Genomic DNA, 23,712 nt, shown 5'->3' with positions numbered 1-23,712 from the left:
GGGAGGGGGTCGGCCTTCGACTACAGGCCCTCGCCGCGGCAGCTAAGGAGAAGCAGCCCGAAATGCATGATGCTCCGCAGCCTAGCCGAGCCGCGCCCGATGCGCGGCCCCGTATCACTATGCGGGACCACATCAGCATGCGGGACCACACGGATCAACAGGACAAATCAACGGGACAAAACGTACGCCATAGCACGCCACGCCACAGCCGCGTGTCAAATGTCCGGCTTTTTCATCAATCATGGTGGCCGGTAGTGACAGGGTGATAACGCAGTGCCAAGGTGCCGGTCATGACGACCAACGGGGGCTTCGAGCCCGTCTTCTGCACGATCGTCCCGCCGCACGTCCTCGACCGGCTGGCCCAGCACGAGGACCCGGCACTCTCCGGACCCGCCCGCGCGTCCCTGGAGCACGACGCCTTCCAGCGCACCCACCGCCGCCTGACCACGGTGATCGGGGTGCCCACCGTCCCCGCGCCCCCCGGCGCCGACGGGGGCCGTCCGCAGCGCACGATCTACGACGCCGGGCACAGCCAGAACCTGCCCGGCCACAAGGTCCGCAGCGAGGGCTCCGAGCCCGGCCAGGACGCCACCGTCAACCGCGCCTACAGCGGCCTCGGCGCCACCTTCGAGCTCTACCAGAAGGTCTACGGCCGCGACTCCATCGACGGCGCGGGCCTGCCGCTCGACGCCACGGTCCACTTCGGCGAGAACTACGACAACGCCTTCTGGAACGGCGAGCAGATGGTGTTCGGCGACGGGGACAACGAGATCTTCCTCGACTTCACCATCCCCGTCGACGTGATCGGCCACGAACTCACCCACGGCGTCACGCAGTACACCGCCAACCTCGACTACTTCGGGCAGTCCGGCGCGCTCAACGAGTCGATGTCCGACGTCTTCGGCTCGCTGATCAAGCAGTACGCGCTCGGCCAGACCGCCGCCGAGGCCGACTGGCTGATCGGCGCCGGGCTGCTCGCCCCGCGCGTCACCGGAGTGGCGCTGCGCTCCATGAAGGCGCCGGGCACCGCCTACGACGACGACGTGCTCGGCAAGGACCCGCAGCCCGCCACCATGGACGGCTATGTGACCACCGGCCAGGACAACGGCGGCGTCCACCTCAACTCCGGCATCCCGAACCACGCGTTCTACCTGGTCGCGACCGAGCTCGGCGGTCACGCCTGGGAGCGGGCGGGCCAGATCTGGTACGACGTGCTGACCGGCGGCAAGCTGAAGAAGAAGGCGTCCTTCGCTGCCTTCGCCACCCTCACCGCGGCGGCCGCGAAGGCCCGCTACGGGGAGGGCGCGGAGTCCCAGGCGGTGCTCAAGGCCTGGGAGACGGTCAAGGTGCACACCAAGTAGGCGCCATGGCCCTGTTCGCCTCCACGTACTAGACAGGTACCCATGCGTATCGAAGTGCGGCGTACGGGCGGGTTCGCGGGCATCGAGCGGCGCGCCGAGGTGGACACCTCGGGGCGCCCCGACGCCCGCGCCTGGCAGGACCTGGCCGAGCGGGCGCTCGCCGCCGGCTCGGCCGGCCCGCCCGCCGGGGTCCCGGACGGTTTCAGCTACCGCGTCACGGTAGACGGCCGGACGTTCTACGCGGCCGACCCGCACCTCACGGCGGAGCAGCGGGAGTTGATCTCCAAGGTGCTGAGAGAGGGCGCGTGAGGGGGGCGTAACTCGTATGCAGTGCTGGGGCGTTGACTTCCGTTACCCCGGGTACGGATGATCCGCCCATGGCGACTGACCCGTACGCGTCCCCGGCTCCCACTTCCACTCCCGCTCCCCTCCCCCGCTTCCCGGACGGCTTCCTGTGGGGTGTCTCGACCTCGGCCCATCAGATCGAGGGGGCCGCCGAGCTGCGCGAACCGTCCGTCTGGGACGCGTTCACCGCCGAGCCGGGCCGGGTGAAGGACGGCAGCACGGCGGCCGTGGCCTGCGACCACTACCACCGCTACCGCGAGGACGTGGCCCTGCTGGCGGACCTCGGTGTCGACGCGTACCGCTTCTCGATCTCCTGGCCGAGGGTGAACGCCCCCGGCGGCCTCGACTTCTACGACCGCCTCACCGACGAACTGTGCGCGGCGGGCGTCCGCCCGGTCCCCACCCTCTACCACTGGGACCTCCCGGCCGGCCTGGACTGGCTGGACCGCGACACCGCCGCCCGCTTCGCCGACCACGTCTCCCGCGTCGCCGCCCGCCTCGGCGACCGCGTCACGAAGTGGATCACCCTCAACGAACCGGCCGAACACACCCTGCTGGGCCACGCCCTGGGCGCCCACGCCCCGGGAAAGCAGCTCCTCTTCGACGCCCTCCCCGTCGCCCACCACCAACTGCTCGCGCACGGTCTGGCGGTACGGGCCCTGCGCGCGTCCGGCGCCACGGACATCGGGATGGCCAACTCCCACGGCCCGACCTGGCCGGCCTCCGACGAGCAGCCGGACGTGGAGGCGGCGGACTTCTACGACACCCTCCTGAACCGCCTGTTCGCGGAGCCGCTGCTGCTCGGCGAGTACCCGGCCGGCCTGGGCGACCTGATGCCCGGCGACGTGGCCGCGGACCTCAAGGTGATCTCCGAACCCCTCGACTGGTACGGCATCAACTACTACGCCCCGACCCGGGTGGGCGCCCCGAAGGGCGCCGAGATCGAGTTCGGCGGCCTCACCCTCCCCGCCGAACTCCCCTTCACCGTCCTGGACATCGAGGGCGTCCCGGTCACCGACTTCGGCTGGCCGGTCGTCCCGGAGGGCCTGACGGAACTCCTCACCAACTTCCACACCCGCTACGGCGACCGCCTCCCTCCCCTCATGATCACCGAGAACGGCTGCTCCGGCGACGGCCTCGACGACCAGCACCGCATCACCTACCTGGACGCCCACCTCCGCGCCCTGCACCGCGCCCTGGAGGCGGGCGTGGACGTCCGCGGCTACTTCGTCTGGTCCCTCCTGGACAACTTCGAATGGGCCGAGGGCTTCGCCCGCCGCTTCGGCCTGGTCCAGGTCGACTACGAGACCCTGGAGCGCACTCCGAAGGCGTCGTACGCCTGGTACCAGCAGACCCTCCGGTCCCAGCGCTGATCCGCCCTCGGCGGGCCCCAGCCCCGGAAAAGTCCTACGGCGTTGTCACTCCCCCGTCGTACTCTGGGAAGCGCGAGGCCGCCCTCGGTGGTGCGGCCGTGATGAGGAGGAACCGCAGGCCTTCAGCGCCGGCCCATGACTCAGACACCCACAGCTCGTACCCCTGCTCAGGGGCAGGCGAGAGCGCAGTTCACGGTTCCCGCCCAGCATCCGATGGTCACCGTGCTGGGATCAGGCGACTCCCTGCTGCGCGTGATCGAGAAGGCTTTCCCGGCGGCCGACATCCATGTCCGGGGCAATGAGATCAGCGCGGTCGGGGACGAGGCGGAGGTCGGCCTCGTCCAGCGGCTGTTCGACGAGATGATGCTGGTGCTGCGCACCGGGCAGCCGATGACGGAGGACGCGGTGGAACGCTCGATCGCCATGCTCAGGGCGAGCGAGAACGGGACGAACGACGGCCAGGAGACCCCGGCCGAGGTACTGACGCAGAACATCCTGTCCTCGCGCGGCCGCACCATCCGCCCCAAGACGCTCAACCAGAAGCGCTACGTCGACGCGATCGACAAGCACACGATCGTCTTCGGCATCGGCCCCGCCGGCACCGGCAAGACCTATCTGGCCATGGCCAAGGCCGTGCAGGCCCTCCAGTCCAAGCAGGTCAACCGGATCATCCTCACCCGTCCGGCGGTCGAGGCCGGAGAGCGGCTGGGCTTCCTGCCGGGCACCCTCTACGAGAAGATCGACCCCTATCTGCGCCCGCTGTACGACGCGCTCCACGACATGCTGGACCCGGACTCGATCCCGCGGCTGATGGCGGCGGGGACCATCGAGGTCGCCCCGCTGGCGTACATGCGTGGCCGGACCCTGAATGATGCTTTCATCCTCCTGGACGAGGCCCAGAACACCAGCCCCGAGCAGATGAAGATGTTCCTCACCCGGCTGGGGTTCGACTCGAAGATCGTCATCACGGGTGACATCACCCAGGTCGACCTGCCGGACGGGACCAAGTCGGGTCTGCGGCAGGTGCAGGAGATCCTGGAGGGCGTCGACGACGTCCACTTCTCCCGGCTGTCGTCCCACGACGTCGTACGGCACAAGCTGGTGGGCCGTATCGTCGACGCGTACGAGTTGTACGACAGCAAGCACGGCACACAGAACGGCACGCACAAGGGCGGTCGGGGCAGGGCCGGGCACAAGGGGAAGTAGACAAGCGCAGCGTCATGTCGATCGACGTCAACAACGAGTCCGGTACCGAGGTCGACGAGCGGTCGATCCTCGACATCGCCCGCTATGCCCTCGCTCGGATGCGCATCCACCCACTCTCCGAGCTCTCGGTGATCGTGGTGGACGCCGACGCCATGGAGCAGCTCCACATCCAGTGGATGGACCTGCCCGGGCCGACCGATGTGCTGTCCTTCCCGATGGACGAGCTGCGCCCGCCGACGAAGGACGACGACGAGCCCCCGCAGGGCCTGCTCGGCGACATCGTGCTCTGCCCCGAGGTCGCCACCCAGCAGGGCGCCGACGCGCCGACCAAGCACTCCATGGACGAGGAGCTCCAGCTGCTCACCGTCCACGGAGTGCTGCATCTGCTGGGCTACGACCACGAGGAGCCCGACGAGAAGGCCGAGATGTTCGGTCTTCAGGCCGCCATCGTGGACGGCTGGCGCACGGAGCAGGGCATGACGGGCCCGTCCCCCGCGCCGACCGTGTCATGAGCCCCCAGCTCGTCACCGGGGCGGTCCTGCTGGTCGTGGTCGCCTGGCTCGCCGCCTGCGCGGAGGCGGGCCTGGCACGGGTCTCCAGCTTCCGCGCCGAGGAAGCGGTCAGATCCGGCCGCCGCGGCGCCGAGAAGCTGGCCCAGGTCACCGCCGATCCGACGCGCTATCTCAATGTGGCGCTGCTGGTCCGCGTCACCTGCGAGATGGCGGCCGCCGCGCTGGTCACCTACGCCTGTCTGAAGGAGATCGACGGCACCTGGCAGGCGCTGCTCACCGCGATCGGCGTCATGGTGCTGGTGTCGTACGTCGCGGTCGGGGTCTCCCCCCGCACCATCGGCCGCCAGCATCCGCTGAACACGGCGACGGTCGCGGCGTACGTGCTGCTGCCGCTGGCCCGGGTGATGGGCCCCATCCCCTCGCTGCTCATCCTCCTCGGCAACGCGCTCACCCCCGGCAAGGGCTTCCGGCGCGGCCCGTTCGCCTCGGAGGCGGAGCTGCGCGCGATGGTGGACCTCGCCGAGAAGGAGTCGCTGATCGAGGACGAGGAGCGCCGGATGGTGCACTCGGTCTTCGAGCTCGGCGACACCCTGGTACGCGAGGTGATGGTGCCGCGCACCGACCTGGTGGTGATCGAGCGCCACAAGACGATCCGCCAGGCCCTCACCCTCGCGCTGCGCTCGGGTTTCTCGCGCATACCGGTCACCGGCGAGAGCGAGGACGACATCGTCGGGATCGTGTATCTGAAGGATCTCGCCCGCCGGACGCACATCAGCCGCGACGCCGAGTCGGACCTGGTGTCCACGGCGATGCGGCCCGCGTTCTTCGTGCCGGACACCAAGAACGCCGGTGATCTGCTGCGGGAGATGCAGAAGGAGCGCAATCACGTCGCCGTCGTCATCGACGAGTACGGCGGCACGGCCGGCATCGTCACCATCGAGGACATCCTGGAGGAGATCGTCGGCGAGATCACCGACGAGTACGACCGTGAGCTGCCGCCCGTGGAGGAACTGGGCGACGACCGCTACCGGGTCACCGCCCGCCTCGACATCACCGACCTCGGCGAGCTGTACGGCATCGAGGAGTACGACGACGAGGACGTGGAGACCGTCGGCGGGCTGCTGGCCAAGGCGCTGGGCCGGGTGCCCATCGCGGGCGCGTCGTCGGCCGTGGAGCTGCCCGACGGGCGGGAGCTGCGGCTGACGGCGGAGGCGGCGGCGGGCCGCCGGAACAAGATCGTGACCGTGCTGGTGGAGCCGGTCGGCCCGGCAGACCCGGACCCGGACCCGGATGCCTCCGGCGGCAGGCGCGACCGGGACCGGGACCGCGAGAAGGAGTCCCCGTGACGCCCCAGGAACTGCGCGCGCTCTGTCTGTCCTTCAACGCCGTGGAGGAGGACTTCCCCTTCACCCCCGAGATCTCGGTGTTCAAGGTGCTGGGCAAGATGTTCGCCCTGACGGACCTGTCGGGACGCCCCCTCACGGTCAACCTCAAGTGCGACCCCGAGGACGCGGTGCGCCTGCGCGGCGAGCACGAGGGCCTGATCGTGCCGGGCTACCACATGAACAAACGCCACTGGAACACGGTGACCGCCGACGGCACCCTCCCGGACCGCCTGGTCCGAGAACTGATCGAGGACTCCTACGACCTCGTAGTCGCCGGCCTCCCGAGAGCGGAACGGCTACGGCTCGACCGCCCGTGAGCCCCCCTCGGCGGCGGTCAGTGCGGGCTGCGGGCAACTCGTCGAGCGGGCCCAGCCGTGGCAGCATGGCCGAGCAGCCAACGCCCTGAAGGGGCGCGGGGCTGTATCGATATGCGGCTCCGCCGCGCGGGCGCGCTCAGCCACGACGAACCCGCGCCAAACGGACGAGGCCAGCCCCTCGAAGGGGCGCGGGGCTGTATCGATATGCGGCTCCGCCGCGCGGGCGCGAGAAACCACCGACAACCCGCACCCGACCGCCGCGCAGCGCAACCCGCTTCGTATTCTCTGCCCATGACCGACACCAACACCCTCGACCCCGAGGACCGCAAGATCATCACCCTCGCCCGCTCAGCCCGCGCACGCAACCACGTACCGGAGGGCGCCGCCGTCCGCGACGAAACGGGCCGCACCTACGTCGCCGGAAGCGTCGACCTCCCCTCGCTGCGGCTGAGCGCCCTCCAGACGGCGGTGGCGATGGCGGTGGCGTCGGGGGCCACCTCCCTGGAGGCGGCCGCCGTGGTGACCGAGGCCGCGGGCGCCGCCGAGGCGGACCTGGCGGCCGTACGGGACCTCGGCGGGGCGGGGACACCGGTACTGCTGGCCGGGCCGGACGGGGTGGTACGGGAGACCGTCACCGCGGAGTGAACCCACCGCGAGCCACCGCGAGCCACCGCGTGAACCGTCCGCGACGCCCCGCGCGCAGGTCGGCCTGAAATCGTCCTTGCCGTAACGCGGTCCCGGGCGCATCAATGGGACCGGTAGTTCCGACGGGTCGTCAGAAACCCGCACCCGCGCGCAGTGTGACCGCACCCACCTGCCGCGGACGTCCCGCCGGTACGCCACTCCCGCCACCCCCCACATGGCATTCCCCACACGGGAAGGGAGCCCCAACCCCCATGAAAAGCAAGCGAATCACAACAGGTGCGGCACTGGCGGCCGGAGCCCTCGCGGTCACCGGCCTCGCGTTCGCCCCCACGGCGGCCGCCGTCAGCCCGACGACGGCCACCATCAAGGCAAGCTGCGGGCTCTTCGGCGGCGGCAGCGCCACCCTCACGGCCACCCAGACCGGCACCTCGGCCACCATGACCCTCTCGTCGACGGCGATCACCACCCCGCTCGCGCTGTCGGCGAACTCCATCAACTCCACCCTCACCATGGTCAAGGCGAGCGGTGGCACGACGGTCTTCAGCGGGACCGTGAACCCCCCGATGGCCGCCGGTTCCGCGGTCACCGTCGGTCCGCTTCCCGGTACCGTCGCCGCCGGCGACAGCCTGGAGATGTTCGGCGGTTCGCTGAAGATGGTGATCTTCGGTGTCACCGTCACCTGTACGGCGAGCGCCAAGCAGTTGCCCGGGCCGTTCGTGTTCTGATACCGCCCCCTGAAAAGCACGGCCCGCCCGCAGGGGCCGTTCCCGATGCGGCAGGAGGACGGCGGATCTGATGATCCGTCAGTTTTCCTGCCGCATCTGCATTGACTTCTCACCTCGCCTCCACATCAATGGCCCCCTGTTCCCGGCGCAGAAGAGCCGCTGCGCAGGTATCCCTTCAGGAGGGGGCAAGGATGGGTTCGAACGGTCGGATCCCCTGGTGGTCCAGGGGATCCCGAAGACGGCGTCTGGTCCCGGTGCTCGGCGCAGCCGCCCTCGCGGTCACGGCGAACGGCGCGCTGGCCTGTCCGGCCGGCGCGGCAGGCACCAACGTGAACTACGCCACGCACTGCATCCCCCCGGCGATCGCGGGCCTCCCGCCGATCGACGGCACCACCACCGCGAACATCTCCGTGGACAAGGAGAACGCCAAGGTGGGCGACACGGTCAATGTGACCTACACGGTCGTCACGCCCGCCGCGAACAACCCCACCGATCTGGCCCTGCCGGCCGACATCATGACGCCCACCGGCAAGGTGACCCTCGGCGGCGCACAGAGCGGCGACGTCACGGTCACCGGGCCCAAGAAGAACGACCCGGTGCCGGGCAAGGGGGTCTTCCCCTCCTTCTCGATGACCGGGACGTTCACCGTCACCCACGCGGGCACGATCAACCTCTCGCCGGGTGACTACAACATCCACACCAGCTACATCCTGGAGCTGGACACCCCGTGCACGGTGACGAATCCGCCCGCACCGGTTTCGGACAGCATCACCGCGACCGATGCGACGCAGCCCAACACCCGTGCCATCGACGTAAATCCGAAATCCGGCAAGCCCGGTGACAGCGTGACCGTCACGGGCAGCGATTTCACGCCGGGCGCCACCGTCACCCTCGCCGGACGCTCCGGGGCCGCTCAGACCGCGGACACGGCGACCGTGACCGCCACGTCCGCCGGCACCATCAGCGGTTCGCTCGTGGTCAACGACAAGACGACCACCGGGATCGTGGCGTACGAGGGCAGCGCGTGGAGTGACAGCAAGGGCGCGGGACCCGCCGCGTACACCGTCGTCGACGACACGCCGGTGCCCGCCGGGAGCCAGCGGCTGACCACCACCGTCAAGGCGGGGTCGCTGTCCATGTCCCAGGCCGGGGACTCCGTCATCCTGTCGGCGGTCGACTTCGGCAAGGGCGGGGCCTCCACCGGCAGCCTCCAGCCGGTGACCGTCAAGGACTTCCGCGGCGGCCCCGCGGGCTGGTCCCTGACCGGCAAGGTCACCGACTTCACCGGGCCCGGCGCCACGATCGACGCCGGGAAGCTGAGCTGGACGCCGTCGTGCAGCACCAAGGCGGGCAGCCCGAGCACCTGTCAGGCCGGTTCGGCGGGCACCGTGGGCGGTTCGGGGGCAACCCTGGCGTCCACGCCCAACGGCACGCTCACCGGCGGCGAGTTCACCGCCGACGCCCAGCTCTCGCTGGACGTCCCGGCGTTCACGCCTCCCGGGTCGTACTCCGGGGTGCTGACGCTCACGCTCACCTGAGTCACCTGACCGCAGCCACACCGTGTCAGGCGGCCGGGCGGCCGCCCCACAGGCCCGCACCCGCCCGTCCGCCCCGGCACCGCTCTCGCCTGAACACCGTCTGTCCCGTCCGTGGGGGGTCCGCACCCATGCGCAAGCCGTACGTCCTCCTCCTGCCGCTGTCCCTGCTCCTGGCCCTTCTGCTGCCGGTCGCCGCTCCCGCCCGCGCCGCGGACAACGGGAGCTGGTCCGTCTACCCCGCCTCCTCCGCCGTCGCCGCGCGGCCGTACTTCTATCTCTCCGCCGACCCCGGGCAGACCATCGAGGACAAGGTGGTCGTCGCCAACAAGACCGGCGGGCCCCTGACCTTCCGGCTCTACGCCGCCGACGCCTACAACACCGCCCGCGACGGCGGGTTCGCGGTGCGCACGGCGAAGGAGCGGATGCGGGGCGTGGGCGCGTGGGCGCGTCCGGCGAAGTCCCGGGTCACCGTGCCCGGGCACAAGTCGGTCACCGTCCCCGTCACGCTACGGGTGCCCGAGGGTGCCGAACCGGGCGACCACCCGGGCGCGATCGTCGCGCTGGACGAGAGGGTGGAGACGGGCGACGGTTCACTCGCGCTCGGGGTGCAGCGGGCCGTCGGCGCCCGTGTCTACCTCAAGGTCAGCGGGCCCACGCTGCCCGCCATCGCCGTCGAGAAGGTGCACATCAGCCACCACCAGCCCCTGGTGCCGGGCCTCGGCGACAGCACCGCGACGATCTCCTACACCCTGCACAACACCGGCAACGTCACCCTCGACCCCGAGGTCGAGCTGAAGGCCCGGGGCCTCTTCGGCCGGACGCTGCTGGCGCGGAACCTGACCCGGATCCCCGCCGAGCTGCTGCCCGGCCAGCGGGTCCGGCTCACCGAGCCGTGGCGCGGGGCGCCCCAGCTGGACTGGGGCGACATCACGCTGACGGCGCGCGCGAAGGGGACGCGGGAGTCGGGCGGCACGTCGTTCCTCGCGCTGCCGTGGCTGGTGGTGGCGGTGGCGTTCGCCGCCGGGGTGGTCGGCGGTGCGCTGCTGGTACGGGCGCGCCGGGGCCGGGGGCCGCTGCCGGTGAGGGCCCTGCTACGACGCCCGGCGACCGCGCTCCGGCGCCTGGCGGCGCGGCTCAGCGTGCGGCTCAGAGTGCGTCGGGGCCGCGTTCGCCCGTCCGTACCCGGACGACCGTCTCCACCGGAAGCGCCCACACCTTCCCGTCCCCGATCTTCCCCGTCTGCGCGGCCTTGACGATCGCGTCGATGGCGTCGTCGCTGACAGCGTCGTCGACGACGACCTCGATACGGACCTTGGGCACGAGGTCGACGCGGTACTCGGCACCGCGGTAGACCTCGGTGTGGCCGCGCTGACGGCCGTAGCCGCTGGCCTCGGTGACGGTCAGACCGTGCACACCGAGCTCCTGGAGGGCGGTCTTGACCGCGTCGAGGCGGTGCGGCTTGACGATCGCGGTGATGAGTTTCATGCCGGGGGCGTGACCTTCTGGGTGGTGGGCTGGTCGGTGGGCTGGGCGGCGGGGACGACGGAGGCGGCGACCGGGGCGCCATGGCCCAGGACCCCGTGATCGTAGGCCGTCTCGGCGTGCACCGTAAGGTCCAGGCCGGTGTACTCCTGCTCCTCGCTCGCCCGCAGGCCCATCATCCTGTCGAGCAGCCGCCCGATGCCGTACGTCACCGCGAACGCGTACACCGCAACAGCCAGCACGGCGACCAGCTGCCGCCCGAGCAGGGCGAGCCCGCCGCCGTAGAGGAGGCCGTCGGTGCCGCCGGTCATGGCGGCGGTGGCGAACAGGCCGATGAGGAGGGTGCCGACGACACCGCCGACCAGGTGGACGCCCACGACGTCGAGGGAGTCGTCGTAGTTCAGCCTGAACTTCCAGCCCACGGCGTACGAGCAGACGATCCCGGCTGCCAGGCCCACCACGAGGGCGCCGGTCAGGGAGACCACGCCGCAGGACGGGGTGATCGCGACGAGCCCTGCGATCGCGCCGGAGGCGGCGCCGAGGGTGGTGGGGTGGCCGTCGCGCTTCTGCTCGACGAAGAGCCAGCCGAGCAGTCCGGTGCAGCCCGCGGCGAGGGTGTTGAGAAAGGCGGCCGCGGCGAGGCCGTCGGCGTGCAGCGCGGAGCCCGCGTTGAAGCCGAACCAGCCGAACCAGAGCAGCCCGGCGCCGAGCACCACCATCGGCAGGTTGTGCGGGCGCATCGCGTCCCTCTTGAAGCCGAGCCGCGGGCCGAGGACCAGGCAGAGGGCGAGCCCGGAGGCACCGGAAGTGATCTCGACGGGGAGTCCCCCGGCGAAGTCGAGGGCGCCGAGGCCGTGCAGGATCCAGCCACCGGGGCCCCATACCCAGTGGGCGACGGGAACGTATACGAGCAGGGTCCACAGCGGCACGAAGACCAGCCAGCCCGAGAACTTCGCCCGGTCGGCGACCGCGCCGCTGATCAGGGCGGCGGTGACGATCGCGAAGGTGAGCTGGAAGGTGGCGAACAGCAGGGTGGGGACGGAGCCCTGGACGCTGTGCGGGCCGATGCCGCTCATCCCGGCGTGGGCGACGGTGCCGATCAGGCCGTCGCCGGCGTCGGCACCGAACGCGAGCGAGTATCCGGCCGCCAGCCACACCACCGTGACCAGGGCGATCGACACGAAGCTCATCATCAGCATGTTGAGGACGCTCTTCGTGCGGACCATGCCGCCGTAGAAGAGGGCAAGACCCGGGGTCATCAGCAGCACCAGTGCGGTGGCTGCGAGCAGCCAGGCGGTGTCGCCGGTGTCCAGGGATGCGGCGGCAAGGGTCACGGTCACTCCAACCGGGGTATGGGCTCGTCAGAGGGTCACCGGCGCGCGTTTCCTGTCGTGCACAGGGATGTTTCCGTCACGTTTCATTGCAGACGGGTTACCTGAAGCTCACTGTCCGGGCAGGTGCGCAAGGGCCCGGTCGGCTCTTGTTCGGAGGGGCTCCCGGCATCAGGGACAATGGGCGGCATGAGCGTGCGTACCCAGACTTCCGAGCAGCCGGCCGAGACGGTCCACCGGGCCGGCTTCGCCTGTTTCGTGGGCCGACCCAACGCGGGCAAGTCCACCCTCACGAACGCTCTGGTCGGGCAGAAGGTGGCGATCACCTCCAACCGCCCGCAGACCACGCGGCACACGGTCCGGGGCATCGTGCACCGGCCCGACGCGCAGCTGATCCTGGTGGACACCCCGGGTCTGCACAAGCCGCGCACGCTGCTGGGCGAGCGGCTGAACGACGTGGTGCGGACCACCTGGGCCGAGGTCGATGTGATCGGCTTCTGTCTGCCCGCCGACCAGAAGCTCGGCCCCGGCGACCGTTTCATCGCCAAGGAACTGGCCGGGATCAAGAAGACCCCGAAGGTCGCGGTCGTCACCAAGACCGACCTGGTGGACGGCAAGACCCTGGCCGAGCAGCTGATCGCCGTCGACCTGCTCGGCAAGGAGCTGGGCATCGAGTGGGCGGAGATCGTCCCGGTGTCGGCGGTCGGCGACAAGCAGGTGGGCCTGCTGGCCGACCTGCTGGTCCCGATGCTGCCCGAGAGCCCCGCGCTCTACCCCGAGGGCGATCTGACCGACGAGCCCGAGCAGGTCATGGTGGCCGAGCTGATCCGCGAGGCCGCGCTGGAGGGCGTGCGCGACGAGCTGCCGCACTCCATCGCGGTGGTCGTGGAGGAGATGCTGCCGCGCGAGGACCGCCCCGCCGACAAGCCCCTCCTGGACATCCACGCCAACCTCTACATCGAACGCTCCAGCCAGAAGGGCATCATCATCGGCCCCAAGGGCAGGCGTCTGAAGGAGGTCGGCATGAAGTCCCGCAAGCACATCGAGGCCCTGCTGGGCACGCCGGTCTTCCTGGACCTGCATGTGAAGGTCGCGAAGGACTGGCAGCGGGACCCGAAGCAGCTGCGGCGGCTGGGGTTCTGACCCGTTCGGCCAGTTGCTTCACACCGTGGTGCGGAAGCCGATCGTCTGACCGTGGTACGGAAGCCGATCGTCAGACCGTAGTACGGAAGCCGATGGTCGGCACCGCTCGCCGCAGGGGCCACGGGCGGGCCGGTTCCCGGTCCACCAGGCCGGTGAGGAAGGCGTAGCGGTGCAGCGCGGCCGGGTCCTGGTCGGCCAGGGAGCGGACCTGGCGCCACCAGGCGCCGATCTCGGACCAGCCGGGCGCCGAAAGGGAGCCGCCGAACTCCTGCACGGACAGCGCGGCGGTGAGGCCGGCGAAGGCGAGGCGGTCGGCGAGCGGCCAGCCCGCCAGGGTGCCGGTGACGAAACCGGCCACGAACACGTCCCCGGCACCGGTCGGGTCGAGGGCCTCGACCTCGATCGCGGGCACCTCGGCGGTCTCCCCGGTTCTGCGGTCCACGGCGTACGCGCCCTCCGCGCCCAGGGTGACCACGGCCACCGGGACACTCTCGGTCAGGGCGTGGGCCGCGGCGCGCGGGGAGGCGGCGCCGGTGTAGCGCATGGCCTCCTCGGCGTTGGGCAGGAACGCCTCGCAGTGCGCCAGGTCGGGCAGTCCGGCCAGGTCCCAGGCTCCGGTGTCGTCCCAGCCGACGTCGCCGAAGATCCGGGTGCCGCGGGCCGCCGCCTGCGCGATCCAGGGTGACCGCCGGCCCGGGGTGAGCGAGGCGACGGCGGCGCGGGCGTGCGGCGGGCAGACGGGGGCGGGCAGGTCGGGCGGCGGCTCATGGCCGTGGGAGACCATGGTGCGCTCGCCCTCGTACGCCATGGACACGGTGACCGGGCTGTGCCAGCCGGGCACCCGGCGGGAGCGGGAGAGGTCGATGCCCTCGCCCTGTTCCAGCGCGTCCCAGCAGTAGTCGCCGTAGTGGTCGTCACCGAAGGCCGCCGCGAGGGACGTCTTCAGGCCGACACGGGCCAGCGCGGTGGCCATATTGGCCACGCCGCCGGGACTCGATCCCATACCCCGGGCCCAGGACTCGGTGCCGCGCACCGGGGCGGAGTCGAGGCCGGTGAAGATGATGTCGAGGAAGACGGTGCCGGTGAGATAGACGTCGCAGGGCGGGTCGTCGGGGGTGCGCAGACCCGCCAGGGGGTCGACCGGCAGTACGTCCGGGCCGGGACCGAAGACACGGGACGAACCGGAGGCGGGGGCGGAACCGGAGGCAGGGGAGGCATGGGGGGCGTTGGGCGCGGACACGTGCACTCCTGACAGATGGTGCGGTTCAGCCCAGTGTGCACCACTTCGCGCGCGGGAGTACGGCGATCACGGGAACGGGACCGCCCCGGGGCGGACAGGAGGTTACCAGCGGGGCACGGACGGTGTGACCCACTCGGGATCGGCGGTCCGCATGGCAGCCGCGTCGTCGCGGTCGCGCATCGAGCCGTCGTCGTCGGTCCACCGGCGGTGCAGGAACTCCAGTCGGTCACGGTCGAGTTCGACACCGAGTCCGGGGGCGTCCGGCACGGTGACACGGCCGCCGTCGAAGGTGACGCGCTCGGTGAGGACGTCCTCCGACTGCCAGGGGTAGTGCGTGTCGCAGGCGTGGCGCAGCCCGGGCACGGTCGAGGCGACATGGGTCATCGCGGCGAGGGAGATGCCGAGGTGGGTGTTGGAGTGCATGGACACCTCGACCCCGAACGTGCGGCAGACGGCGGCGAGTTGCTGGGTGTTGCGCAGCCCGCCCCAGTAGTGGTGGTCACAGAGCACCACCTGCACGGCGTCGCGGGCGAACGCCTCCTCGATCTCGGCGAACGTCGTCACGCACATGTTGGTCGCGAGCGGCACGTCGGTGCGCAAGGCGACCTCGGCCATCGCCGGGGTGCCGAGCGCCGGGTCCTCCAGATACTCCAGGACGTCGTGCAGTGCGTCCGCGACCTTCACCGAAGTGTCCACGGACCAGGCCCCGTTGGGATCGTGCCGCAGCGGCCGCCCCGGAAACGCCCCGGCGAGGGCGCGTACGGCGGCGATCTCCTCGTCGGGCGGGAAGACCCCGCCCTTGAGCTTGAAGGAGCCGAACCCGTGCCGCTCGGCGAACTGCCGCGCCTGCGCCACGATTCCGCCGGGATCGAGGGCGGCACCCCAGCCGTCGGACTCCGAGGCCACGCCCGCCGGATGAGCGGCGGGCTTGTAGAAGAGATAACCGCTGTACTCCACACTGTCGCGCACCTTGCCGCCGAGCAGGGTGTGCACGGGCAGCCCGAGCGCCTTGCCGAGGGCGTCGAGGCAGGCGACCTCGAAGGCGGAGAGCACGGACAACCGCAGCTTGTCGGCGGTCTGCACACCCCGCAGCCCGCCGACATCGACCTGCTCCTGCACATGTGACCGGTCGACGGTGACGCCCTCCGCAAGGAGGTGAAGCCCGTTCAGCTCACTGACCCGCCGCCCGACCAGCGCCCGCGCGAACGGCCGCGCCAGCTCCAGGTACTTGGTGTCGCCGTAGGTCTCCCCGACGCCCGTGATCCCGTCGTTGGTGACGATCTCGACGATCAGGCGGGGTGTGTACGGCTGGTGGACGCCCTGGGTGTTCAGCAGCGGCGGGTCGGCGACCAGGATCGGCGTCAGTCGGGCCTCGGCGATCGTGAGATCGGCGGTCACGGGGCGGCTCCAGGGACAGAGGCATCCACATACGAGAACAGGGCATCCACATACAAGAACACAGGCTAGGTACGCGAACGATGCCCCGTCAACGGCGCACCGGACGATCGCGGGCAAATGACGACCGTTACCCATTCCCCCCAACCCCAAACACAACGTGATCCACTTCACACGCGCCGTCCTTCTTCGCGAACCCCGTGCTTGGTACAACTTGATCGCGATCCCCCGTCCCCCGACGATCGTCGCGCCCCCTCACCCAAGCCGCTCTTCCCGCATGCCCTGGAACGCCCGTGTCCGCCCCCCGCACCATCCCCTGGCCCCTTCTCGCGCTCTTCACGACCGGGTATCTGGCCCCCTATCTCCTCCCCACGATCGTCGGCCGACTGGATTCGGGCCTACCGCTCTCGGCCACCCAGGCGGGCGCCATCGGCAGTGCCCTGCTGCTGAGTTCGGCGACGGCGGGCTTTCTCTCGGTACCCCGCATCGCACGGACCGGGGCCCGCGGCATGGCGCGCATCGGCCTGCTGCTGGCCGTGGCCGGCTACGGCACGGCGGCGCTCACCCACACCGTCGTGCTCGTCGTCGCGGGCGTGATGGCCGGCGGCTTCGGCTCGGGCACGGCCACGGCGGTCGCCGCGACGGGGATCGCGACGGAGGAGGACCCGCAGCGGGCATCGACGCTGGGACTGCTGGGTGTCTCCGCCCTCTCCAGCGCCCTGTACCTGGTGATTCCGCACCTGGGCGGGGGCCACGGCCAGCCGCTGGCCGCGATGGCGCTGACGGCGATGACCGTATGGCCGCTCACCGCCCGCCTCCCCGGCCCGGCCGCCACCGCCCAGCCGGCCACCCGCATCACCGGCCTCCCCGGACTGCGCTCCGGCCTCACCCTGGCCGGTGCCCTGATGTGCTGGGCGCTCACCCAGAACTCCCTGTGGGGCGTCAGCGGCCGCATCGGCCTCGCCCAGGCCGACCTCGGCGAGACGGCGGTGGGCGTGGTGTTCGCGGTGTCGCTCGGCGCGGGACTGCTCGGGGTGCTGGGCGCGGGCGCGCTGGGCCCGCGGCTGGGCAGAGCGGTGCCGATCGGCGGGGGGACGGTGCTGATCGCCGGGTGCATCCTGCTCACGGCGTCGTCGGCCGGCCCGGTGAGCTTCGCGACAGGCGAGATCGCCTGGAACCTGCTCTACCCGGTCGTCCTGTCCTACATCCTCGGCCTGGCCGCCTCCCTGGACTCCCGAGGCCGCTGGGCAGTACTGGTCGGCTCGGCCTCCTCCCTGGGCACAGCAGCAGGCCCCCTCACCGGCAGCGTCCTGTCCTCCCAGGCAGGCTTCCCGACGATGGGCGCGATCCTGGCAACGGCGCTGCTGGCGATAGCACCGGCGATGACGTGGGTGGCGGTACGAGCGGACAGGGGGCGGAGCCCTTCACGAACGGCAGCGACGGGAACAGCCGCCTCGCAGGCGCCTGCGGCGATACCGCCGCAGGCGGCCGCCTCGCAGGTGGCGGCTGTTGCAACCAGCCCATTGCGAGCGGTCACTTCTCAGGTGGCGGCGGCTGCAACAAGCCCATCCGCCACGGCCGCTTCTCGGGCAGCGGCTGCAACCAGCCCATCCGCCATGGCCACTTCTCGGGCGGCGGCCACCATAATCAGCCCGTCCGGCGTTTGAGGACGAGGCCCGTTCAGGGCCGATAGCGGGGGCTCGGGGGCGGCAGCCCCCGACATCCACCCACCGTCAGGTGAACGAATACCCAGCCACCTCGGCCAAGTACCGCTCACGCAAAGCCTCGTCGTCCTCCAAGAACGCCGCCAGGAACGAGTTCCGAGCCAACTCGAGCAACCCCGATTCACCGATGCCCAGCGCAGAGCGCACCGCCTCGACGTTGTCCCCCGCATACCCCCCGAAATAAGCCGGATCATCAGAGTTGACGGTGCACAGCAGCCCCGCGTCCAGCATCGCCCGCAACGGATGCCGCTCCAGCACATCGACGGCCCGCAGCCGCACATTGGACAACGGGCAGAGCGTCAGCGGCACGCGCTCCCGTACCAGCCGCGCCACCAGCGCCGGGTCCTCCATGCACCGCAGCCCGTGGTCGATGCGCTCCACGCCGAGTACGTCGAGCGCCTCGGTGATGTACTCCGGCGGCCCCTCCTCCCCGGCGTGGGCGACGCGGCGCAGCCCGAGCGCGGCGGCGGTCTCGTAGACCTCGCGGAACTTGGCGGGCGGATGCCCGACCTCGGCCGAGTCGAGCCCGACGCCGGTGATCCGGTCGAGGAAGGGCTTGGCCTCGTCCAGCGTCCGCAGGGCCGACTCGGCGGACTGGTCGCGCAGGAAGCACATGATGAGCCGGGTGGAGACACCGTGCGTGCGCTCGCTGTCGCCCAGGCTCCGCCACAGCCCCTCGATGACGGTCTCCATGCTCACGCCGCGCGCGAGATGGGCCTGCGGGTCGAAGAAGATCTCCGCGTGCCGTACGCCCTGCGCGGCGGCGCGGGTCAGATAGGCGTCGGCGAGATCGGCGAAGTCCTGCTCGGTGCGCAGGACGGCCATCAGCTCGTAGTACAGGTTCAGGAAGGACTGGAGGTCCTCGAACCGGTACGCCTCACGCAGGGCGTCGGTGTCGCCGTAGGGCAGGGTGACGCCGTTGCGCGCGGCGAGCGCGAAGGCCAGCTCGGGTTCGAGGGTGCCTTCGATATGGAGGTGCAGTTCAGCTATGGGCAGGGGCATCAAAGCATCGTACGGGTGTTTGGGCTGCGCTTCGGAACCGGAACCCGCACCAGATCATGCGCGACGGTCAGCTCACCGTCGTAGCCCGCGGCCCGCGCCAGCCGCTCGAACTCCTCCGGCTCGGAGTAGCGCTGGCTGAAGTGGGTGAGGACGAGGTGCCGTACGCCCGCGTCACGGGCGACCCGCGCGGCCTGGCCGGCGGTGAGATGCCCGTGCTCCGAGGCGAGCGGGGCGTCCTCGTCGAGGAAGGTGGACTCGATGACGAGCATGTCGCAGCCCTCGGCGAGCGCGTGGACGCCGTCGCACAGCCGGGTGTCCATGACGAACGCGAACCGCTGTCCGGGCCGTGGCTCGCTGACGTCGTCGAGGGTGACCTCGCCGATCGCACCCTCGCGCTGGATACGGCCGACGTCGGGTCCCGCGATGCCGTACGCGGCGAGCCGGTCGGGCAGCATACGGCGGCCGTCGGGTTCGGTGAGCCGGTAGCCGTAGGACTCCACAGGGTGGGAGAGCCGGCGGGCCTCCAGGGTGTACGACGCGGTCCGCGCGAGGACGCCGTCGGCGGCGACCGGGGCCTCGGTGAGATCGACGGTCTCGCGGTAGGCGGTGGCGTACCGCAGCCGGTCGAAGAAGCGCTGCCCTGAGCGCGGGTAATGCGCGGTGACCGGGTGCGGGACCTGGTCGAGGTTGATGCGCTGGATGACCCCGGCGAGCCCGAGGGAGTGGTCGCCGTGGAAGTGGGTGACGCAGATGCGGTCGATGTCGTGCGCGGCGACCCCGGCGCGCAGCATCTGGCGCTGGGTGCCCTCGCCGGGGTCGAAGAGGATGCCCTCGCCGTCCCAGCACAGCAGATAGCCGTTGTGGTTGCGGTGCCGGGTGGGGACCTGGCTGGCGGTACCGAGGACGACGAGTTCGCGTACGGACACGGTTTCCTATCCGGGGGGCCATTCGAGGCCGCGGCCGCCGAGGACGTGGGCGTGGGCGTGGAAGACGGTCTGACCCGCACCGGGGCCGGTGTTGAAGACGACGCGGTAGCTGTCCAGCTTGTCCTCGTCGGCGACGGCCTGGCTCTCGCGCAGCAGGTCCGCCGCGAGCTCGGGCGCCCCGGCGGCCAGCTCGGCCGCGTTCGGGTAGTGCGCCTTGGGGATCACCAGGACGTGGGTGGGCGCCTGGGGGTTGATGTCCCGGAAGGCCACGGTCGTCTCCGTCTCGCGGACGATCGTCGCGGGAATGTGGCCGCCGATGATCTTGCAGAAGAGGCAGTCGTCCTGCGGTTCCCCTGCCATGTTCCCTCCGGGGGTCGCCGAATTTCTCAGGTCCGGTGCATCGTATCCCTGGCGGGTGCGGGTCGGTGGGGGTTGGTCGCTCCCCCAAGCTCTCAACTCCGTTCGAGCAGGGAGGTACCCCCATCGCGGCGGAGCCGCATATCGACACAGCCCCGCGCCCCTGGGGATGGCGGAGTGCTCGGCCTTCGGCCATCGCACTCCCCCATCCCCATACCTACCGTCGCTCCGCTCAGCTGGGCTCGACCGGGGGAGTTTTTGCCGGGGTCGTCTCCAAGGTTTCCAGCGCTATGCGTACCGCCTCGTCCAGTTGCCGGTCTCTTCCTGTGGCCCAGTCCTGGGGGGCCTGGACGATCTCCACGTCCGGGTCCACGCCGTGGTTCTCGACGCTCCATTCGTAGCCCTCCAGCCAGAAGGCGTACTTGGGCTGGGTGACGAGGGTGCCGTCGACCAGGCGGTAGCGGCTGTCGATGCCGATGACGCCGCCCCAGGTGCGGGTGCCGACCACCGGGCCGATGCCGAGCGCCTTGATCGCCGCGTTGACGATGTCGCCGTCGGAGCCGGAGAACTCGTTGGCGACGACGACCACCGGGCCGCGGGGCGCGTCCGCGGGATAGCTGTACGGCCGCATTCCGCGCGGGCGGTTCCAGCCGACGATCCGGCGGGCCAGCTTCTCCACGACGAGTTGCGAGGTGTGGCCGCCGCGGTTCTCGCGGACGTCGACGACCAGGCCCTCGCGGACCACCTCGACGCGCAGGTCGCGGTGGATCTGGGCCCAGCCCGGCGCCATCATGTCGGGCACATGGAGATAGCCGAGGCGGCCGCCGGAGTGCTCATGGACGTAGGCGCGCCGGTCGGCGACCCAGGCGTGGTAGCGCAGAGGCTCCTCGTCGGAGAGGGGTACGACGACGGCGTGCCGCAGGTCGCCGCCGCCGGCCGGGGAGACGGTGAGCTCCACGGCCTTGCCCGCGGTGCCGATGAGCAGCGGGGCGGGGCCGGTCACCGGGTCGACGGGCCGCCCGGCGACCGCGACGACCGCGTCCCCGGCGCGCACCGCGACACCGGGCGCGGCGAGCGGGGAGCGGGCGTCGGGGTCGGAGGTCTCGGAGGGCAGGATGCGGTCGATGCGCCACAGGCCGTCGGCGTGACGGGAGAGGTCGGCGCCGAGCAGACCCTGCCGGGGGCCGGAGCCGAAGGTGCCGCGGGGGGTGACGTAGGCGTGCGAGGTGCCGAGTTCGCCGTGCACCTCCCACAGCAGGTCCACGAGGTCGTCGTGGGTGGCGATCCGGTCGAGGACGGGCCGGTAGCGGTCGAGGACGCCGTCCCAGTCGACGCCGCTCATGTCGGCGCGCCAGAAGTTGTCCCGCATGATGCGGCCGTTCTCGTCGTACATCTGACGCCACTCGGCCGCCGGGTCGACGGTCTGGCGGACCCGGCCGAGGTCGACGGTGACGCTGGACTCGCCGTCGTCGTCGGACGGGGCGCGGCGGTCGCTGGGCACCACGCGCAGCTTGCCGTCGGACCAGAGCAGGACGCGTTTGCCGTCGCCGCTGACCTGGAAATGGTCGGCGTCGCCCGCGAGGTGTTCCAGGCGCTGCTGGGCGAGGTCGTAGCGCTCCAGCTCGGTCTTGGGCTCGGGGTCGTCCGGGGTGGCGCGCGAGGAGCCGAGTTCACCCTGCACCGGGTGGCGCAGCCACAGCACACCGTCCTTCGCGGCACGCAGCCCGGAGTAGCGGGCGGCCTCGACGGGGAACGGCACGATGCGGTCGGCGAGGCCCTCCAGGTCGATACGGGTGGCGGGGGTGCCCTCGCTGTCGGGGGTCTCCTCCTTGTCCGGCGCCTCGAAGGGGCGGCCGTGGCGCTGCGGGCCGAACGGGGAGGGGGTGGCCGCGGCGAGGGTGATGAGGTGGGGGCGGTCGGCGACGACGAAGGACAGGTCGAAGACATGCTCGTCGTAGACGGGGTCGAAGGAGCGGGTGGACAGGAACGCCAGATGCTTGCCGTCGAGGGTGAAAGCCGGCGCGTAGTCCTGGAAGCGCAGCGGGGTGGCCTCCGTGACCGCCAGGTCGGTGGTGTTGGCGAGCTTGATCTGGCACAACGGGCGCGGCCCGGGGTGCGACCAGGCGAGCCATGCGGAGTCGGGTGAGAAGACGAGGCCGGAGGCGCTCCCGTCCTCGCTGCGGTCGACCTCGCGGACCTCGCCGGTCTCCCGTTCGACGAGCAGCAGCCGTCCGTCGTGCGCGGCGACGGCGGCGCGGCTGCCGTCGGGGGCCATGGCGAGGCCCAGGACCCGGCCGAGGCGGCCCGCGGCGAGCCGACGCGCGGTGGCGCCGGGGGCGAGGCCGGTGGCGGGGGCGAACTCCAGGGCGTCGTCGCCCTCGGCGTCGGTCACCCACACCACCCACTCCTCGCCGTCCACACGGAAGGTGCGGGGCAGGCGCGCGCGTACGCCGGGGGTGGCGGCGAGGGCGCGGGCAGGTCCGGAGCGGTGGGTGACCCAGTGGACCCCGCCGCGTACGGCTACGGCGCTGCCGCGCGCGGTGTGGTCGGGGGACGCCGAGCCGAACCAGTGGGCGGCGTCGACGGGGTAGAGCTGCTGGTCGACGCGGGGGCCACCGAGGCGGATGTCCAGGCGGCGGGGTTCGGCGCCGTCGAGGTCGTCGAGCAGCCAGAGTTCGCCGGCGCTGGAGTAGACGACGCGGGTGCCGTCGGTGGCGGCGTGACGGGCGTAGAAACCGCCGAGCGGGGTGTGGCGGCGGAGGTCGGAGCCGTCGGCGAGGGAGGAGTAGAGGGCGCCGGTGCCTTCGTGGTCGGAGAGGAAGGCGATGCGGTCGCCTACCCAGAGCGGGTACTCGATGTTGCCGTCCAGGTCCTGGTGCAGGCGGGTGAACTCCTGGGCGGCTTCGCTCTCTTGGGGTTCTTGGGCTGCCTCGGTGCCTGCGGCCCGTTCGGCTCGATCGGCTCGATCGGCTCGTTCGGCTCCGTCGGTTCCTTCGGCTTCCGCAGCGATCCACAACTTGCCCGCCGTGCCACCCCGGTAGCGCTTCCACCAGGCGGCCTCACGGCCCATCGGCGCCGAGAGGAGTACGGTGCGCGGGCCGTACGCCACCTCTCCGACGGGGCCGTACGGCAGGAGGGTCGCCGGTCCGCCGTCCAGCGGGACGGCACGGGCCCAGCTGCGGCGCAGGCTCGCCTGGCCCGCGGTGCTGAGCGCGAGGACCTCGCCGCCGGGGGTCCAGCCTCGTACCTGGGTGCGCCAACTGCCCCAGTGCGTCAGCCGTTTCGAGGGTCCGCCGTCGACGGGGGCGATATGCACCTCGGGGGCGCCGTCCCGGGTCGAGGTCCACGCGACGGTTTCGCCGTCCGGCGATATGCGGGGGTGGTTCACCGGTACGTTGTCGGCGCTGACGCGCCAGGCCCGGCCGCCGTCGATCGGGGCGAGCCAGACGTCGTCCTCCGCGGTGAAGGTGACGTGGGTGCCGTGCAGGTGCGGGAACCTTAGATACGCCGCCTGTGCGGACGATACGGGGTGAGTCACTCCGTCACCCTATTTGCCGGTTGCCTCCGGCGGCAGGGGCGGATCACTTTCCTTCGGGTGGGTTTGCAGGTGCGGGCGCGTTGTGGCCTTTCGCGCAGTTCCCCGCGCCCCTGGGGGTGGACCGGTCGCACTTCGAGTGCGGGTGCGTGGGGGCTTGTCGCAGTTCG

Annotated in this window: 21 protein-coding genes; 13 read left to right on the top strand and 8 right to left on the bottom strand. The window is 71.2% G+C overall.

Translation table 11 applies throughout. The annotated features are described in order from the left end of the window. Positions 1-290 precede the first annotated feature (290 nt). From ACSYGN_RS27265 to ACSYGN_RS27215, 11 genes are all read left to right on the top strand, one after another. Complete coding sequence (locus ACSYGN_RS27265; RefSeq protein ID WP_460400072.1) at positions 291-1,361, top strand: M4 family metallopeptidase; 1,071 nt, start codon at positions 291-293, stop codon at positions 1,359-1,361. A gap of 42 nt (positions 1,362-1,403) precedes the next feature. Next, complete coding sequence (locus tag ACSYGN_RS27260) at positions 1,404-1,670, top strand: protealysin inhibitor emfourin (protein WP_460400070.1); 267 nt, start codon at positions 1,404-1,406, stop codon at positions 1,668-1,670. 68 nt (positions 1,671-1,738) lie between these two features. Beyond that, positions 1,739-3,079: a GH1 family beta-glucosidase gene (locus ACSYGN_RS27255; RefSeq protein ID WP_460400068.1), complete on the top strand. Its 1,341-nt coding sequence runs from the start codon at positions 1,739-1,741 to the stop codon at positions 3,077-3,079. Between the two features lie 135 nt (positions 3,080-3,214). Then, on the top strand, positions 3,215-4,285 hold the full coding sequence (locus ACSYGN_RS27250; protein ID WP_460400066.1) for a PhoH family protein: 1,071 nt from the start codon (positions 3,215-3,217) through the stop codon (positions 4,283-4,285). Positions 4,286-4,299: 14 nt separating this feature from the next. Continuing rightward, positions 4,300-4,797, top strand: a complete 498-nt coding sequence (ybeY, locus tag ACSYGN_RS27245; RefSeq protein WP_460400064.1) for an rRNA maturation RNase YbeY — start codon at positions 4,300-4,302, stop codon at positions 4,795-4,797. Beyond that, positions 4,794-6,143 (top strand): hemolysin family protein, encoded by a 1,350-nt coding sequence (locus ACSYGN_RS27240; protein WP_460400061.1) that lies wholly within the window; start codon positions 4,794-4,796, stop codon positions 6,141-6,143. The genes ybeY and ACSYGN_RS27240 overlap by 4 nt, the downstream gene beginning before the upstream one ends. Beyond that, a complete protein-coding gene (locus ACSYGN_RS27235; RefSeq protein WP_460400059.1) occupies positions 6,140-6,499 on the top strand; it encodes an MmcQ/YjbR family DNA-binding protein in 360 nt (119 codons plus the stop codon). The genes ACSYGN_RS27240 and ACSYGN_RS27235 overlap by 4 nt, the downstream gene beginning before the upstream one ends. 291 nt (positions 6,500-6,790) lie before the next feature. Further along, on the top strand, positions 6,791-7,144 hold the full coding sequence (locus ACSYGN_RS27230; RefSeq protein ID WP_460400057.1) for a cytidine deaminase: 354 nt from the start codon (positions 6,791-6,793) through the stop codon (positions 7,142-7,144). A gap of 251 nt (positions 7,145-7,395) precedes the next feature. Beyond that, on the top strand, positions 7,396-7,869 hold the full coding sequence (locus tag ACSYGN_RS27225; RefSeq protein ID WP_460400055.1) for a hypothetical protein: 474 nt from the start codon (positions 7,396-7,398) through the stop codon (positions 7,867-7,869). 191 nt (positions 7,870-8,060) lie between these two features. Continuing rightward, positions 8,061-9,407, top strand: coding sequence for a WxL domain-containing protein (locus ACSYGN_RS27220; protein WP_460400053.1), 1,347 nt, complete (start codon positions 8,061-8,063; stop codon positions 9,405-9,407). A 128-nt stretch (positions 9,408-9,535) separates the two neighbouring features. Beyond that, positions 9,536-10,660: a WxL protein peptidoglycan domain-containing protein gene (locus tag ACSYGN_RS27215; protein WP_460400051.1), complete on the top strand. Its 1,125-nt coding sequence runs from the start codon at positions 9,536-9,538 to the stop codon at positions 10,658-10,660. On the opposite strand, the gene ACSYGN_RS27210 is transcribed toward ACSYGN_RS27215, so the two are convergent. Continuing rightward, positions 10,554-10,892, bottom strand: coding sequence for a P-II family nitrogen regulator (locus tag ACSYGN_RS27210; protein ID WP_460400049.1), 339 nt, complete (start codon positions 10,890-10,892; stop codon positions 10,554-10,556). The two genes, ACSYGN_RS27215 and ACSYGN_RS27210, sit on opposite strands and share 107 nt — an antisense overlap. Next, positions 10,889-12,223 (bottom strand): ammonium transporter, encoded by a 1,335-nt coding sequence (locus tag ACSYGN_RS27205; protein ID WP_460403773.1) that lies wholly within the window; start codon positions 12,221-12,223, stop codon positions 10,889-10,891. The genes ACSYGN_RS27210 and ACSYGN_RS27205 overlap by 4 nt, the downstream gene beginning before the upstream one ends. A gap of 186 nt (positions 12,224-12,409) precedes the next feature. Between ACSYGN_RS27205 and era the strand changes: the two genes are divergently transcribed. Further along, complete coding sequence (gene era, locus ACSYGN_RS27200) at positions 12,410-13,363, top strand: GTPase Era (RefSeq protein ID WP_460400047.1); 954 nt, start codon at positions 12,410-12,412, stop codon at positions 13,361-13,363. Between the two features lie 70 nt (positions 13,364-13,433). On the opposite strand, the gene ACSYGN_RS27195 is transcribed toward era, so the two are convergent. Both ACSYGN_RS27195 and ACSYGN_RS27190 read right to left on the bottom strand, forming a co-directional pair. Continuing rightward, positions 13,434-14,510, bottom strand: coding sequence for a carbohydrate kinase family protein (locus ACSYGN_RS27195; protein WP_460403771.1), 1,077 nt, complete (start codon positions 14,508-14,510; stop codon positions 13,434-13,436). Positions 14,511-14,705: 195 nt separating this feature from the next. Continuing rightward, complete coding sequence (locus tag ACSYGN_RS27190) at positions 14,706-16,001, bottom strand: glucarate dehydratase family protein (RefSeq protein WP_460400045.1); 1,296 nt, start codon at positions 15,999-16,001, stop codon at positions 14,706-14,708. A 290-nt stretch (positions 16,002-16,291) separates the two neighbouring features. Between ACSYGN_RS27190 and ACSYGN_RS27185 the strand changes: the two genes are divergently transcribed. Next, positions 16,292-17,665 (top strand): MFS transporter, encoded by a 1,374-nt coding sequence (locus ACSYGN_RS27185; protein WP_460400043.1) that lies wholly within the window; start codon positions 16,292-16,294, stop codon positions 17,663-17,665. A 66-nt stretch (positions 17,666-17,731) separates the two neighbouring features. Here the strand turns inward: ACSYGN_RS27185 and ACSYGN_RS27180 are convergent, their stop codons facing one another. The 4 genes from ACSYGN_RS27180 to ACSYGN_RS27165 all read right to left on the bottom strand — a co-directional run bounded on the left by ACSYGN_RS27180 (position 17,732) and on the right by ACSYGN_RS27165 (position 23,545). Then, the gene (locus ACSYGN_RS27180; protein ID WP_460400041.1) at positions 17,732-18,724 is read right to left on the bottom strand and encodes an adenosine deaminase; all 993 of its coding nucleotides are present in this window, start codon (positions 18,722-18,724) and stop codon (positions 17,732-17,734) included. After that, a complete protein-coding gene (locus ACSYGN_RS27175) occupies positions 18,724-19,650 on the bottom strand; it encodes a ribonuclease Z (RefSeq protein WP_460400039.1) in 927 nt (308 codons plus the stop codon). Before ACSYGN_RS27175 ends, ACSYGN_RS27180 begins: the two co-directional genes overlap by 1 nt. A 6-nt stretch (positions 19,651-19,656) precedes the next feature. Next, entirely contained in the window at positions 19,657-20,010 is a 354-nt protein-coding gene (locus ACSYGN_RS27170; protein WP_460400037.1) for a histidine triad nucleotide-binding protein, read from the bottom strand. Between the two features lie 229 nt (positions 20,011-20,239). Then, entirely contained in the window at positions 20,240-23,545 is a 3,306-nt protein-coding gene (locus tag ACSYGN_RS27165) for a S41 family peptidase (protein WP_460400035.1), read from the bottom strand. Positions 23,546-23,712: the final 167 nt, after the last annotated feature.

The organism is Streptomyces sp. YIM S03343, assembly GCF_054729195.1.
The sequence above is the reverse complement of the archived record's forward strand: the minus strand, read 5'-3'. Positions and strand labels throughout refer to the sequence as shown.

Bases quoted from the DNA above. Each gene is read 5' to 3' on its own strand.
- ACSYGN_RS27260 (WP_460400070.1), top strand. From the start codon at position 1,404: ATGCGTATCGAAGTGCGGCGTACGGGCGGGTTCGCGGGCATCGAGCGG.
- ACSYGN_RS27240 (WP_460400061.1), top strand. From the start codon at position 4,794: ATGAGCCCCCAGCTCGTCACCGGGGCGGTCCTGCTGGTCGTGGTCGCC.
- ybeY (WP_460400064.1), top strand. From the start codon at position 4,300: ATGTCGATCGACGTCAACAACGAGTCCGGTACCGAGGTCGACGAGCGG.
- ACSYGN_RS27225 (WP_460400055.1), top strand. From the start codon at position 7,396: ATGAAAAGCAAGCGAATCACAACAGGTGCGGCACTGGCGGCCGGAGCC.
- ACSYGN_RS27250 (WP_460400066.1), top strand. From the start codon at position 3,215: ATGACTCAGACACCCACAGCTCGTACCCCTGCTCAGGGGCAGGCGAGA.
- era (WP_460400047.1), top strand. From the start codon at position 12,410: ATGAGCGTGCGTACCCAGACTTCCGAGCAGCCGGCCGAGACGGTCCAC.
- ACSYGN_RS27215 (WP_460400051.1), top strand. From the start codon at position 9,536: ATGCGCAAGCCGTACGTCCTCCTCCTGCCGCTGTCCCTGCTCCTGGCC.
- ACSYGN_RS27170 (WP_460400037.1), bottom strand. From the start codon at position 20,010: ATGGCAGGGGAACCGCAGGACGACTGCCTCTTCTGCAAGATCATCGGC.
- ACSYGN_RS27180 (WP_460400041.1), bottom strand. From the start codon at position 18,724: ATGCCCCTGCCCATAGCTGAACTGCACCTCCATATCGAAGGCACCCTC.
- ACSYGN_RS27220 (WP_460400053.1), top strand. From the start codon at position 8,061: ATGGGTTCGAACGGTCGGATCCCCTGGTGGTCCAGGGGATCCCGAAGA.
- ACSYGN_RS27265 (WP_460400072.1), top strand. From the start codon at position 291: ATGACGACCAACGGGGGCTTCGAGCCCGTCTTCTGCACGATCGTCCCG.
- ACSYGN_RS27210 (WP_460400049.1), bottom strand. From the start codon at position 10,892: ATGAAACTCATCACCGCGATCGTCAAGCCGCACCGCCTCGACGCGGTC.
- ACSYGN_RS27230 (WP_460400057.1), top strand. From the start codon at position 6,791: ATGACCGACACCAACACCCTCGACCCCGAGGACCGCAAGATCATCACC.
- ACSYGN_RS27255 (WP_460400068.1), top strand. From the start codon at position 1,739: ATGGCGACTGACCCGTACGCGTCCCCGGCTCCCACTTCCACTCCCGCT.